Origin of the sequence: Metabacillus lacus (assembly GCF_009674805.1) — a bacterium.
GTDB classification, from domain to species: domain Bacteria; phylum Bacillota; class Bacilli; order Bacillales; family Bacillaceae; genus Metabacillus_C; species Metabacillus_C lacus.
This window is the reverse complement of record NZ_WKKI01000006.1, coordinates 83,891-97,353: the sequence shown is the minus strand read 5'-3', so window position 1 is coordinate 97,353 and position 13,463 is coordinate 83,891. Positions and strand designations below refer to the sequence as shown.

General features: G+C 41.4%; 12 protein-coding genes. 4 read left to right on the top strand and 8 right to left on the bottom strand.

The genetic code is table 11. From position 1 onward, the window contains the following. Positions 1–151: 151 nt before the first annotated feature. Positions 152–793, top strand: coding sequence for a YktB family protein (locus GJU40_RS05800; protein WP_154306805.1), 642 nt, complete (start codon positions 152–154; stop codon positions 791–793). A 757-nt stretch (positions 794–1,550) separates the two neighbouring features. Here GJU40_RS05800 and GJU40_RS05795 read toward each other — a convergent pair. After that, a complete protein-coding gene (locus tag GJU40_RS05795; protein ID WP_154306804.1) occupies positions 1,551–1,820 on the bottom strand; it encodes a UPF0223 family protein in 270 nt (89 codons plus the stop codon). A gap of 15 nt (positions 1,821–1,835) precedes the next feature. Continuing rightward, on the bottom strand, positions 1,836–2,792 hold the full coding sequence (locus tag GJU40_RS05790) for an NAD(P)H-dependent flavin oxidoreductase (protein ID WP_154306803.1): 957 nt from the start codon (positions 2,790–2,792) through the stop codon (positions 1,836–1,838). Positions 2,793–3,020: 228 nt separating this feature from the next. Here GJU40_RS05790 and GJU40_RS05785 point away from each other — a divergent pair, with 228 nt between their 5' ends. Further along, positions 3,021–4,493, top strand: a complete 1,473-nt coding sequence (locus tag GJU40_RS05785; protein WP_154306802.1) for an aminotransferase class I/II-fold pyridoxal phosphate-dependent enzyme — start codon at positions 3,021–3,023, stop codon at positions 4,491–4,493. 195 nt (positions 4,494–4,688) lie between these two features. Here the strand turns inward: GJU40_RS05785 and GJU40_RS05780 are convergent, their stop codons facing one another. After that, positions 4,689–4,814 carry a GapA-binding peptide SR1P gene (locus tag GJU40_RS05780; RefSeq protein WP_154306801.1) on the bottom strand — a complete coding sequence of 42 codons (126 nt, stop codon included), beginning with the start codon at positions 4,812–4,814 and terminating at the stop codon, positions 4,689–4,691. 1,242 nt (positions 4,815–6,056) lie between these two features. Continuing rightward, positions 6,057–6,944, bottom strand: a complete 888-nt coding sequence (locus GJU40_RS05775) for a polysaccharide deacetylase family protein (protein ID WP_154306800.1) — start codon at positions 6,942–6,944, stop codon at positions 6,057–6,059. A 126-nt stretch (positions 6,945–7,070) separates the two neighbouring features. Here GJU40_RS05775 and GJU40_RS05770 point away from each other — a divergent pair, with 126 nt between their 5' ends. Then, positions 7,071–8,588 (top strand): glycine betaine uptake BCCT transporter, encoded by a 1,518-nt coding sequence (locus tag GJU40_RS05770; RefSeq protein WP_154306799.1) that lies wholly within the window; start codon positions 7,071–7,073, stop codon positions 8,586–8,588. 35 nt (positions 8,589–8,623) lie between these two features. Here GJU40_RS05770 and GJU40_RS05765 read toward each other — a convergent pair whose 3' ends face one another. Further along, positions 8,624–8,872 (bottom strand): hypothetical protein, encoded by a 249-nt coding sequence (locus GJU40_RS05765; protein WP_154306798.1) that lies wholly within the window; start codon positions 8,870–8,872, stop codon positions 8,624–8,626. Between the two features lie 199 nt (positions 8,873–9,071). Here GJU40_RS05765 and GJU40_RS05760 point away from each other — a divergent pair, with 199 nt between their 5' ends. Further along, positions 9,072–9,446, top strand: coding sequence for a hypothetical protein (locus tag GJU40_RS05760; protein ID WP_154306797.1), 375 nt, complete (start codon positions 9,072–9,074; stop codon positions 9,444–9,446). Positions 9,447–9,599: 153 nt separating this feature from the next. On the opposite strand, the gene lpdA is transcribed toward GJU40_RS05760, so the two are convergent. From lpdA to pdhB, 3 genes are all read right to left on the bottom strand, one after another. After that, a complete protein-coding gene (gene lpdA, locus GJU40_RS05755; RefSeq protein WP_154306796.1) occupies positions 9,600–11,012 on the bottom strand; it encodes a dihydrolipoyl dehydrogenase in 1,413 nt (470 codons plus the stop codon). Positions 11,013–11,016: 4 nt separating this feature from the next. After that, positions 11,017–12,408: a dihydrolipoamide acetyltransferase family protein gene (locus tag GJU40_RS05750; RefSeq protein WP_343031419.1), complete on the bottom strand. Its 1,392-nt coding sequence runs from the start codon at positions 12,406–12,408 to the stop codon at positions 11,017–11,019. A 77-nt stretch (positions 12,409–12,485) separates the two neighbouring features. Beyond that, on the bottom strand, positions 12,486–13,463 hold the full coding sequence (pdhB, locus tag GJU40_RS05745) for a pyruvate dehydrogenase complex E1 component subunit beta (protein ID WP_154306795.1): 978 nt from the start codon (positions 13,461–13,463) through the stop codon (positions 12,486–12,488).

Genomic DNA, 13,463 nt, shown 5'->3' with positions numbered 1-13,463 from the left:
TGTAACAACCCTTTTAAAATTGTGTATTTACCCAGCTTCTTATGTATTATTTTATTACCACATTCAAAAAGTATTAAAACCCTGCAAATTTTTTTAAGTTCACAAGATGCTATGCTAAAATAGAATTACTATCATCTAGGAGGAAAAAAACATGTTTCAGGGTTTCGGGAAAGAAGATTTCAATATATTTACCATAGAGGGACTTCAACCGAGGATGGATGCAATTATTTCTCAGGTAAGGCCTAAATTAGAGGAGCTAGGCACTCATTTTTCCGCTTCATTATCTGGACAAGCTGGTGAAGAGCTGTTTGCTCATGTGGCAAAGCATGCGAGACGCTCTGTCAATCCGCCTGACGATACCTGGGTTGCGTTTGCAAATAGCAAAAGGGGCTACAAAAAGCTTCCTCATTTTCAAATTGGTCTCTGGGAGACTCATGTATTTGTATGGTTTGCAGTTATTTATGAATCACCCGTTAAAAAGGATTTCGGCACTCTGCTGGAAGAAAAACAGGAGCAGATCGCAAAAATGATACCAAAGGATTATGTCTGGTCCGACGATCATACGAAGCCGGATGTACTTCCTTTTAAAGATATGGATAAAGAAGATATGCAAAGACTCTTTACCCGCCTGCAAAATGTGAAAAAAGCCGAGCTGCTGTGCGGAATCACCATTCCACGTGAAGACATAGTAGAAATGGACGCAAAACAACAGCTATCTCTCTTCGAAAGCACATTTCAAACGCTCATGCCGTTATATCAAATGGGAATAGAAAAGCGGAAGGCGCCTATGTAAAGGAAGTCATGCTAAGAGCGCCACGTCCTGTGGCAACGCATGACTGTCCGACGTCGGGCTCTGACAAGCATAAGACAATCCGGTATGAAGGTTGTTCTTTAACCTTCAGGCCGGATTGGCTTATGACCTCGAAGGCCTAGCTGCCGGAGCTGGACAAACCGAAAAGCGGAAGGCGCCTGCTCAGCAGCGACAAGCATAAGATGGGTTGGACGAAAGGTCGCTCTTTGACCTTTTGACCAAGACAGCTTATGACCTCGAGCTGCTGGCGCCTGGAGCTGGACAAAACGAAAAGCGGAGGCAGCTTGCAAGGCTCGACAAGCATAAGATGGCTTGGACGTAAGGTCGCTCTTTGACCTTATGGCCAAGACTGCTTATGACCTCGAGAGCCTAGCTGCCGGAGCTGGACAAACCGAAAAGCGGAAGGCGCCTATGTAAGTGAAGTCATGCTAAGAGCGCCACGGCCTGTGGCAATGCATGACTGTCCGACGTCCTGTCGAGCTCTGACAAGCATAAGATAACTTTTAACAATTCTCTTCTTTTATTAGTTAAATTGAAACCAGTGCAAAACGCTCCGTCGTCACAGTATCTATTTTCATGTCATTATAAAAAAGACCATCAATTATGGAGTACATTTGATGGTCTTTTTAGTTAACATTTTAAGTTTTACACCAGACAGCGTATAAAGATGTCATATTGAAGGTTGGCGGCTGCGAGGTGAGCTCATGTTACTATGATGAATACTCCCTATTAAATATTCTTAGCCTTTCAGCCTGTCACCCGGCGAGGCTTCTTTCGCCTTTTTTACTAATTTGTAGGCGGAATACCCGCTGACTTCTTCAAATTCACTGCAGACTGTTTTTTCTTCTGCTTTACCAGGGACGATTTCTTTAAACCTGCGGTAGCTTTCGAGAAAGTCTTCCCGTTCTACCCCTTTTTCATAGCCTGCTTCTACATGCTCAAAAAATCTTACTACAGAAATAATTTCGTCTGTAGACCAATCTGGGGAAATTGGATACTGATAGTCCATTTTCTTTTCACCTCTTTACATCCATTTATGTCTGATCTTTTCAGCATCGTTTATCAGCTGCTGAATCATTTCTTCTGTGGAGGGGGTATTTGAGATCAATCCCATTACCTGTCCTGCCCAGGCAAAGCCCTCCTGAAGCCTGCCTTCATAGATATATTGTTTATTTGCTGTGCCGCTTATGTAATTCTTCAGTTTTTCATATCCCCCATTTGTAGATTCTACATTCAGGATCATATTTGTCCAGTCATTTGCAATCGCTCTTGCAGGAGCGCCCAGACTTTTTTTGATAACGACCGTGCTTCTTTCATTGCCTGCCAGCAGCGCGTCTTTATACAGCTGATGAGCATGAACGCATTCTTTCACTGCAATAAACCTTGTCCCCATTTCAATACCCTCAGCTCCCAAAGCCAAAGCAGCCATCAGCCCGCGGCCGTCACCGATGCCTCCTGAGGCAATCACAGGAATTGATACCGCATCACAAACCGCCGGAATTAATACCATTGTTCCTGTGTCATCTTTACCCAAATGTCCCCCGCCTTCATGGCCAACCGCCATTACGGCATCTGCTCCCAGCTCTTCAGCCTTCACTGCCTGTCTTTTTGATGCTACAAGAACAAGTTTTTTTATAGCTTTTCCTTTTAATTGATTAAAAAAAGGAGAAGGATTTCCTCCAGTTACAGATACTATTGTAATTCCTTCTTCAATTGCAGCCTGCAGCATATGCTCAAAGGGCCTTCCATGCTGCCCAATTGCAAAATTCACAGCGAATGGCTTCCTTGTTTTTTCTCTTGTCAGCCGTATTTCCTTTTTAAGCTCTTCCGGGCTGTCAAGGGACATAGCCGTAATCTGCCCCAGCCCTCCGGCATTAGAGACAGCAGCTGCAAGATCTGAGTAAGCCAGATAGGCAAGGCCTCCCTGAATAATTGGATATGAAATACCAAGCATTTTTGTGACACGCGTTTCCCAGTTCATCTTATATCATCCCCCTTTTCTATAAGTTTTCTTTGATATTGGGAAAAATTCCTGCACTTAAACCTCTATTCGCTATGCAAATTAATACTGTTTCTCTTTTAAACGCCTTAACTCAGGTGTACAGTACATTATATTGCTTTTCTTTACAGATACTTAGTGATATAATTCTTGTGTTTTTATAAAATTGCAAAATAATTGAGCAGTTATTCATAAAGGTGGGAAATACCGTTGTCACATTTTGATACACCGTTATTTACAGGCTTGGTCAAACATTCAAAAAGAAACCCGGTGCAATTTCATATACCAGGCCATAAAAAAGGCACCGGCATTGATCCGGAATTCAGAGAATTTATAGGTGAGAATGCACTTGCTATTGACCTAATTAATATTGGCCCTTTGGATGACCTGCACTCTCCCAAGGGAATGATAAAGGAAGCACAAGATTTAGCTGCACAGGCTTTTGGTGCGGATTATACTTTTTTCTCGGTTCAGGGTACGAGCGGAGCCATTATGACGATGGTAATGGCAGTTTGCGGACCTGGAGATAAAATACTTGTACCTAGAAATGTTCATAAATCAGTCATGTCTGCGGTTGTCTTTTCTGGTGCCATCCCAATTTTTATCCATCCTGAAATTGATAAAAATCTTGGCATCTCTCATGGCATTACGACAGACGCCGTAAAAAAAGCGTTAGAACAGCATCCAGACGCGAAAGGGCTGTTAGTCATCAATCCAACCTATTTCGGGATTGCGGGCGACTTGAAGAAGATTGTAGAGCTGGCTCATGAATACAGCGTACCTGTGCTTGTAGATGAAGCGCATGGTGTTCACATTCATTTTCATGATGACCTGCCGCTCTCGGCTATGCAGGCAGGAGCAGATATGGCTGCTACAAGCGTTCACAAGCTGGGAGGGTCTATGACTCAAAGCTCCATCTTAAACGTCAGAGAAGGGCTTGTGTCAGCTCACAGAGTTCAATCTATACTAAGCATGCTCACTACTACCTCAACATCTTATCTTCTTCTTGCCTCTTTGGATGTGGCAAGAAAAAGGCTTGCTACCGAGGGCAAACAGCTGCTTGATAAAACCATTGCCCTTTCACAAGAAACAAGAAATTCTTTGAATAACATTAAAGGAATCACATGTATTGGCGAAGAAATTCTCGGAAAAAAAGCGACATTTGACATGGATCCAACAAAGTTAATCATTTCTGTAAAAGAACTCGGCCTTACCGGTTATGATGTGGAAGTGTGGCTGCGCGATCACTATAATATTGAAGTTGAAATGTCTGACATTTATAACATATTGTGCATTATCACGCCTGGTGATACAGAGAAGGAAACACAGCTGCTAGTGGAAGCAATGGAAAAACTTTCTGAACAATTCAGCGAAGTGAAAACTGCCCACACTGATGCATCTATTCTGCTTCCGGACATACCAGTTTTGGCACTTACACCGAGAGATGCCTTTTATGCGGAAACTGAAATCGTGCCAATCAAAGAGTCCGCAGGAAGAATTATCGCTGAATTTATCATGGTGTATCCTCCCGGCATTCCCATTTTCATTCCAGGAGAAATAATTTCACAGGAAAACTTGGACTATATTGAAAAAAACATGGAAGTTGGTCTGCCTGTGCAAGGGCCTGAAGACTCTTCGTTAAAATCGCTGAGGGTTATAAAGGAACACAAAGCAATACAGTAAATTATCATAAAACCTGTGTAAAAAACCCCCTTTTTTGAGAAAGGGGGTTTTTTATTGTAGAAATTAACTTCTATGTTTTTGTGATAAGGATGGTTCACCTGATGAAAATAAATAAGACATACGTTTTCCCCCGTATGTCTCTTGAACGTATCTATTTATTTATCCCCTTTTATTTACCCCCGCTATGATAACCGTTTATCTTTTGTTTTCTTTGCTTTCCCCATCACAACAGTGAATGCATCGTCCATAAAGCGTTGAAACCTTTTCATCTTCAAAGTGGCCAACAGTTGAGTTGCATTCTTTGCATACGATTGTTCCCATCTCCCATACCCCTTTACTTTTAAGATTAGCTCTTTCAGCATCCCCTATAAGTGAAAGCGCTTTATGTTTCTTAATTACATAATAATATAACACATTAGAAGCGTCAAGCCTAAATTGTATGTCACAATGAATCTGTTTTCATTTTCAGGTTTCTAAACTTATAGACAAATATATACATAGGAATCACTTAATAGTCCAGCTGTCGCGCTGAATATGAAAAAATTAAAAATGTTTACTTGCATACGTAACAATATATTTGTTCTCTGGCTTTAGTAAGATTTATCTTTTCTTACTTGATTCACCAGGGAAGCTTTTCCGGTTATGCTGAGGAAAACACTCCGTTTCAGGTTCCTAAAGGACTATAGATAGAATAGCTGCGGCTTATTTATAATAACAGGGTTTCTTGATATGCGGAGTTCCTCAATTTATATTTATATAGTGGCTTTCCCAAGGTGCATTCCCACTCTAACAAAGCAGATAAGCGTAAGAATTCCGGTTAAAGCCGGAATAGGACGATTTTTAAAGAGAATAAGGGAATGTATTCCGCTTAAGCTGCTGAAAAAACGCCATTTAAGGTTTTTAATGTTCATTGACGGAAAACTTCCGTTTATTTCAGTCCTTTTTCGTTGATTTTTTCTAATAGGCGGAGTTCCTCCGTTTATATATGTATAGTGGCTTCCCCATGGCGCCTCCCCATTCTAACAAAGCAAAAATAAGCGTAAGAATTCCGGTTAAAGCCAGAATAGGTCGATTTTTAGAGAGAATAAGGGAATGTATTCCGCTTAAGCTGCTGTAAACACGCCATTTCAAGGTTTTTTAGGTGCTTAGACGGAAATCCTCCGTTTATTTCAGTCCTTTTCGTTGATTTTTTCTTAATAGGCGGAGTTCCTCCGTTTATATTTATATAGTGGCTTTCCCAAGGCCCCTCTCCACCCTATACTTGCTGCATAAACTAAGTCTTTTTAAAGATGAATCTCTTCATCAAATGCCTCGGCATGTTCTATCCACTACCTCACAACAAGATAAAAGCGTAGACAGCTGCCGCATTTGAATACTAGCGGACATCTCCCGTTCCGTTTGTTAATTGGCCAAAGTCAAATGCTTAAGGATGTGGTGGTGCTGCATAATAGGCGAATAGTGCAAAACAGCTCCATTTTAACAGCAGCAGAGTTATAATACAAAAGCCTATTCAAAACATAAATAAGCAAAACAGCATTTTGATGAATTCAAAAAAAAGAGCGGCTATTGGGCCGCTCTTTCAGGTACTTGGATTTGTTCTGGATCTATTATGCCGTAACCCTTATCTCTGAGACCTGCTACAATGTCAGGAAGGGCTTCATTTGTCCATTCCCTGTCATGCATGAGAAGATTTGCTCCATCTGTAAGGTAAGGAGAATTCACCATAATATCTGTTAATGCTTTCTTATTTTGATAGTCCTTCTCCCAGTCGTATCCATAGGTCCAGTTCATCAGAAGCATTCCCTCTTCTTCAGCCAGCTTTTTGCTGTATTCGGTATTGGAACCGAACGGCGCACGGAAAAACTTTGGCCTTTCCCCTATAATGCTTTCTATTTTGTCATTTAGTCCAACGATCTCTTCACGCTGCTGTTCCTCTGATAAACCTTTTAAATTTGGATGTGTCATTGTGTGATTACCTATGGAAAAACCCATGTTATGTATTTCTTTCAAAGTCTTTTGTTCCTCTTCAGTATCAATAAAATGTCCGTTTACAAAAAAAATAGCCTGAGCGCCAAGTTCTTTTAAAGAAGCAGCCATCTTTAGTGAGTGTTGATCAGGTGCGTCATCAATTGTCAACAGCACCACTTTACTTTCATCCTGTGAATCAACAGGTTGAAGAGTCCAATTTGCAGGATTCAGCTTATATCGCTTTTGTGCTGCCGCCTCCGCTGCAGCCTTCTCCACCTCTTGCTTTTTATCGCTGCTCTGCTCTTCCTCTACTGTCTCAGTTTCTTCAGTAATTTCTTCAGCTTCTCCTTTATTTTGCTCATCAGATTCTACCGATTGAGAAGCACCTCTTTCAGGTTCTTCAGCACTGCCTGCTTGATCGGATGAACAAGCTGCAGCAAATATAAGCAGGGGTGCCAAAGCCCAGCAAAGTTGTTTTTTCATTTTTGTTCCCCCCATTTCCTTCCTGCCATTCAGTATATAAAGAATGGTTTTGAATCATTCTATATAAGACACCTTACTATATATACCCTGTACGTCACATTGATAACAGCCTGGGAGGAAATTTATTTGAAAAACAGAAATCCTGTCTTCATTATTTCACTAGCAGTTTCTGCTGCGCTTATTTTTTGGGGAGTCCTTCCGGAAAGCCTGCTTGGACAATATCAGCTTGCAGCGGCAACCGACCGCTTATATGGATTTATAATAGATAAATTTGGATGGTTTTATCTTTTGTCTGCCACTTTGTTTCTGATTTTCTCTATAGGTTTGATCTTTTCAAAGTACGGGAGTTTAAAGTTGGGTGAAGAAGATGAAGAGCCGGAGTACTCTTACATATCGTGGTTTTCCATGCTGTTTAGTGCTGGAATGGGCATCGGGCTTGTTTTCTGGGGCGTATCGGAGCCAATGAACCATTATATTTATCCGCCTGCAGGAGCAGGATACACAGATGCTGCAGCAAGAACAGCTATAAGATATTCTTTTTTTCACTGGGGTTTTCATCCGTGGGGAATTTATTCCGTTATCGCACTCTCTCTTGCATACTTTACTTTCAGGAAAAAAGAAAGCAGCGTAATCAGCAATATATTAAAACCGATACTGGGAGATAGGGTGAACGGAAAAACGGGGATCCTTATTAATTTCATCGCGGTTTTTGCCACGATTTTTGGAGTAGCAACCTCTTTGGGACTTGGCGCGGTGCAAATCAGCGGCGGTCTCAGCTATTTGTTTGAGGGAGTACAAAACACACTGGCCACACAGCTACTAATCATATTTATTGTAACCATATTATATATGCTCTCTGCACAAACCGGCTTAAATAAAGGCATTAAGTATCTCAGCAACGTGAATGTTACACTAGCCATACTCCTTCTCTTGTTTCTTTTGTTTGCAGGACCAACAAATTTTATTATGAACTTATTCACCACTACACTCGGAAGCTATATTCAAAACCTTCCGGGAATGAGCTTTAGAATGACTCCTTTTCAGCAGGAGAACACGTGGGTGGAAGATTGGACCATTTTTTATTGGGCATGGTGGATTTCATGGGCGCCATTTGTAGGTACATTTATTGCAAGAATCTCAAGAGGCAGAACCATTAAAGAGTTTTTGATAGGTGTATTAACTGTTCCACCACTTTTTGGAGCTTTGTGGTTCTCAGTTTTCGGGGGATCTTCCCTGTTTCTTGAACACTTTGAAGGGGTTATGATTTCGGAAGTTATGAACAACAAAGGCATGGAAGTAGCTTTGTTTGCTGTATTGGAACAATTTCCTTTAGGAAAGATCATGTCCTTCCTGGCTATTTTTCTAATCACTACTTTCTTTATCACTTCTGCGGATTCAGCAACATTCGTGCTGGGGATGCAAACGACAAATGGTATGCTGAATCCTCCAAACAAAATTAAGTTCGTCTGGGGATTGGTACAATCATCAGCTGCAGCCATTTTGCTGTCTACAGGAGGACTAAGCGCCCTGCAAACTGCAGCGATTATTGCAGCACTTCCCTTTACAGTCATCATGATTCTGATGGTTTTCTCACTCGGAAAAGCCCTGCGCTCAGAAAGAAAAGAGCTAAAAGGACAGAAATAAGAAATCAGCTCCTCTGCCGGAGGGCATGGGAGCTTTTAAAAAAGAAGGACAGAATAAATTTGTTTTCCACCCAGAAAAACAGCCATTGTAAGTACGGTTGCAAAAACAGCATGCCTCGCTGACCGAATGACATACATGCCTACAAGATAGGCGAAATAAATGAAAATAAACAGCAAAATGGTTTTTGCAATCACACCATCTTTGTAGGAAAGCGTATCCACGGTCATAAATCCACTCCAGATGACACTTTGCAATACAAACAGGACTGTCCATTTTTCAAACATCTCTTCCTCTCCTCTCATAGTTTACACAAAATTTACTTTATAACTAAAATACGCAGTGATTATGCCAAATATTTTTCATTTTTGTAACAATTGGATGAAATTCACAGGAAATTTTCATTCATATGCTAAGATTATGTTAATTTCAATGGCGAACGGAGTAATCTTGTATATGGAACTTCACATAAAGAGGTGACAATAAATGAAAAAGACGTCTATTCTGATTATGTTCATGCCGCTCATTATATTGTCAGCATGTTCACATCTCAGCTTTTACCAAAAAGAGCATGGAAGTGTGGAGTTGCATTCTGATAGGCAAATATTATTTTTTTCAAATGAAAGTAGAATTGATAAGGAAACAGCCTACTATGATGCCCTCCTGGACTTGAAAAAGGACTTTCCTCAAGAAATCAATGGCATGATTGTGTATCCTGAGAAGAAAAAGAACCCCTATAAAGTAGATTCTTATCCTGCTATTATTGTGATCGAGAATGAAACAATTCTTTTGCATCTTGAAGGCAGTTATACTGCTAAAGATGAAATATTAAAACCTCTCAAAAAGATATTGAATCAATAGTTACAAACTCTTTGTTAGATTTTACCCCCTTTGTTAAATCATAAACGGCACTCAGCACGCTGAAGATAAACTTAGCCCTTTATCTCCAATAGAGCACAAAAAAACCCGGTCTGTCCAAATGGACGGCCGGGTTTTTTTAACTTAATGACTCTATTATTTTACAATGTGAATTGGACTTCCAATTGCAACTTCCGCTGCTTCCATTGTAATTTCACCAAGAGTTGGATGAGCATGAATTGTCATTGCAATGTCAGCAGCAGTCATGCCCGCTTCAATTGCCAAACCAAGCTCAGCAATCATATCAGATGCGCTTGGTCCTGCAATTTGAGCACCAATAACCAATCCATCTTCTTTACGCGTTACAAGCTTTAAGAATCCGTCTGTATTGTTCAGTGCCAATGCACGGCCGTTTGCTGCAAACGGGAACTTAGCAGCAGTAATGTCAAGACCTTCTTCTTTTGCCTGTGCTTCTGTATACCCGACAGTTGCAAGTTCAGGCTCAGAGAATACAACAGCAGGAATTCCCAAATAGTCAATTTCTGCATGTTCTCCGCCAATTACTTCAGCAGCCACTTTACCTTCGTAAGAAGCTTTATGAGCCAAAGGAGGGCCCTCAACGATATCACCGATTGCAAAGATGTTGGATACATTTGTACGGCATTGTTTGTCAATCTTAATAATACCGCGGTCTGTCATTTCAACGCCAACCTGCTCAAGACCAAGTTCATCAGTGTTTGGACGGCGTCCAACAGTGACAAGAACATAATCAGCCTCAACTGACTTCTCCTCGCCTTTCACTTCAAAAGTAACCTGAATTCCAGCTTCAGTTTCTTCTACACTTTTAGCCATTGCTTTAGTGAAGATTTCTACATTGCCTTTTTTCTTAAGATTACGCTTTACGAGTGAGCTCATTTGCTTTTCAAAACCAGCAAGAATTTCGTCAGCTGCTTCAAGAATCACAACCTCTGTGCCGAAGTTAGCATAAGCAGTACCCAGCTCTGTACCAACGTAGCCTCCACCAATGACAACCAGCTTTTTAGGAATATCCTTTAAGCTAAGTGCACCTGTGGAATCTAGTACGCGCTCAGAATATTTAAAGGCAGGAAGTTCAATCGGACGTGATCCAGTCGCAATAATTGCATTTTTAAACTTATAAGTTTGAGCTGAATTCTCATCCATCACACGTACAGTTTCATTATCTACGAAGTAAGCTTCGCCTCTGACAATTTCAACTTTGTTGCCTTTTAAAAGACCTTCTACACCGCCAGTAAGTTTTTTAACAACTCCAGCTTTCCATTCTTGAACCTTAGAAAAGTCAACAGTGACATTCTCAGCAGAGATACCCATATCTTCAGAATGCTGTGCTGTTTCATAACGGTGTGCTGCGGAAATAAGTGCCTTGGAAGGAATACATCCAACGTTAAGGCAGACACCGCCAAGAGTGCCTTTTTCTACGATTGTTACTTTTTGTCCTAGCTGAGCAGCGCGGATGGCAGCTACATAGCCGCCAGGTCCCGCACCGATGACAAGAGTGTCAGTTTCAATAGGGAAATCTCCTACTACCATCTGTTTACGCCTCCATTAAAATTAATTGTGGATCGTTCAGTAAACGCTTGATGTGGTTTAATGCATTCTGAGCCGTTGCTCCATCAATCATGCGGTGATCAAAGCTTAGCGATAACGCCAGAACTGGTGCAACAACAATCTCACCGTCACGCACAACCGGTTTTTCAGCAATGCGGCCGATACCAAGAATTGCAACTTCAGGGTGGTTGATAACTGGAGTAAACCACTGTCCGCCAGCTGAACCAATATTAGTGATTGTGCAAGAAGCGCCCTTCATTTCAGCAGGAGCAAGCTTGCCTTCGCGCGCTTTTACAGCAAGTCCATTGATTTCATCAGAGATAGTGAAAACAGATTTGCGTTCAGCATTTTTCACGACTGGCACCAATAAGCCTTTTTCAGTATCAGCAGCGATACCGATGTTATAATAATGCTTTTGAACAATTTCGTCTGTTTTATCATCAAGTGATGTATTCAATACAGGGTACTTTTTAAGCGCTGATGTAAGAGCTTTCACTACGTACGGTAAATATGTTAACTTAATACCCTGGTCTGCTGCAACACCTTTGAATTTTTTGCGGTGTGCTACAAGCTCTGTTACATCTACTTCGTCCATTAATGTAACATGAGGAGCTGTATGCTTAGAGTTTACCATAGCTTTTGCAATTGCCTTGCGGATTCCGCTCATTTTTTCACGAGTTTCAGGGAATTCACCTTCCGGAACTGCTGTAGCAGCTGCTGCAGGTGCTTTTTCCTCTTTTCCTTCTGTTGCAACTTCAGTTTGAGGTGCATCTGTTGAAGGTGCCTCTTGAGGAGCAGTCTGTGCTCCGCCTGAAACGAACGAATCAATATCTTCTTTCAGAACGCGCCCGTTTTTGCCGGAACCTGAAACCTGACGAATTTCAATACCCTTTTCACGTGCATATTTGCGTACTGACGGCATCGCAATTACTCGTTTGTTAGGATCAACTTCAACTTGATCCTGTGTGCCTGCACCTGTAGCAGGAACTTGATCGTCTTCTGAAGTTACAGCCTTTGAAATATCTTGTCCTGCTTCCATAGTGGATTGAACCTGTGCTTCTGTTTTTGCATCACCTTTAGGCTCTTCCTTCTTAGGAGCTTCGTCTTCATGATCTCCCTTGAACTTAAGATCCTCATAGCCAGGAGCATCAAATGTGATAATTGTCTGACCTACTGTTGCTACTGTTCCTTCATCAACATTCAGTTCAGTTACTTTTCCTTTTACAGGAGAAGGAATTTCAACTACAGCTTTATCGTTCTGCACTTCTGCAAGTACATCATCTTCATTTACTTCATCGCCCGGCTTTACGAACCACTTTACGATTTCACCTTCGTGGATACCCTCGCCGATATCCGGCAGTTTGAATTCAAATGACACGTTTAACTACCTCCCAGATTTTTGTTTATCAGTAAGAAAAGAAATCAGAATCCCCTGATTTCTCTTCAATGTTTTACTTAGAAGCTTAGTACTTTTTTAGCTGTTTCAATTACGTCTTTAAAGTTAGGAAGCCACACGCTCTCAGCTTGAGAGAAAGCAAATACCGTATCAGGCGCAGTCACACGCAATACAGGTGCTTCAAGGCTTAAGATTGCACGGTCATTGATTTCTGCAACAACGTTTGCAGCGATGCCCGCTTGCTTTTGAGCTTCTTGAACAACAATAGCACGTCCAGTTTTTTCAACTGAAGCAATAATAGTTTCAAGATCAAGCGGCTGAACTGTACGCAAATCCACTACTTCTGCAGAAATTCCTTCTTTTTCAAGCTCTTCCGCTGCTTTTAGTGATTCATGAACCATTGCACCGTAAGTGATGATGGAAATATCGCTTCCTTCGCGCTTAACATCTGCTTTGCCTAGTTCAATTGTGTATTCCTCTTCAGGTACTTCCTGACGGAAAGAACGGTAAAGTTTCATATGCTCAAGATAAACAACAGGATCGTTATCACGAATTGCAGAAATCAATAGACCCTTTGCATCGTACGGTGTAGAAGGAATTACAACTTTCAATCCAGGCTGCTGTGCCATTAATCCTTCAAGGCTGTCAGCATGAAGCTCAGGTGTATGTACACCTCCACCGAAAGGAGAACGAATTGTTACTGGAGAAGTCCAGCGTCCGCCAGAACGGTATCTCATACGAGCCATTTGTCCTGAAACAGAGTCCATTACTTCGTAAACGAACCCAAAGAATTGGATTTCCATTACAGGGCGGAATCCAGTTAAGCCCAGACCGATAGCAAGCCCGCCAATACCAGATTCAGCAAGCGGGGTATCAAACACACGATCTTCCCCGAATTCTTTCTGCAATCCTTCTGTAGCACGGAACACACCGCCGTTAACTCCAACGTCTTCTCCGAATACTAAGACGTTTTCGTCATTCTTTAATTCTGTGCGTAACGCATCAGTGATTGCTTGAATCATTGTCATTTGCGCCAT

Bases quoted from the DNA above. Each gene is read 5' to 3' on its own strand.
- GJU40_RS05800 (WP_154306805.1), top strand. From the start codon at position 152: ATGTTTCAGGGTTTCGGGAAAGAAGATTTCAATATATTTACCATAGAG.
- GJU40_RS05795 (WP_154306804.1), bottom strand. From the start codon at position 1,820: ATGGACTATCAGTATCCAATTTCCCCAGATTGGTCTACAGACGAAATT.
- GJU40_RS05790 (WP_154306803.1), bottom strand. From the start codon at position 2,792: ATGAACTGGGAAACGCGTGTCACAAAAATGCTTGGTATTTCATATCCA.
- GJU40_RS05780 (WP_154306801.1), bottom strand. From the start codon at position 4,814: ATGGGAACAATCGTATGCAAAGAATGCAACTCAACTGTTGGCCACTTT.
- GJU40_RS05775 (WP_154306800.1), bottom strand. From the start codon at position 6,944: ATGAAAAAACAACTTTGCTGGGCTTTGGCACCCCTGCTTATATTTGCT.
- GJU40_RS05765 (WP_154306798.1), bottom strand. From the start codon at position 8,872: ATGTTTGAAAAATGGACAGTCCTGTTTGTATTGCAAAGTGTCATCTGG.
- GJU40_RS05760 (WP_154306797.1), top strand. From the start codon at position 9,072: ATGAAAAAGACGTCTATTCTGATTATGTTCATGCCGCTCATTATATTG.
- lpdA (WP_154306796.1), bottom strand. From the start codon at position 11,012: ATGGTAGTAGGAGATTTCCCTATTGAAACTGACACTCTTGTCATCGGT.
- pdhB (WP_154306795.1), bottom strand. From the start codon at position 13,463: ATGGCGCAAATGACAATGATTCAAGCAATCACTGATGCGTTACGCACA.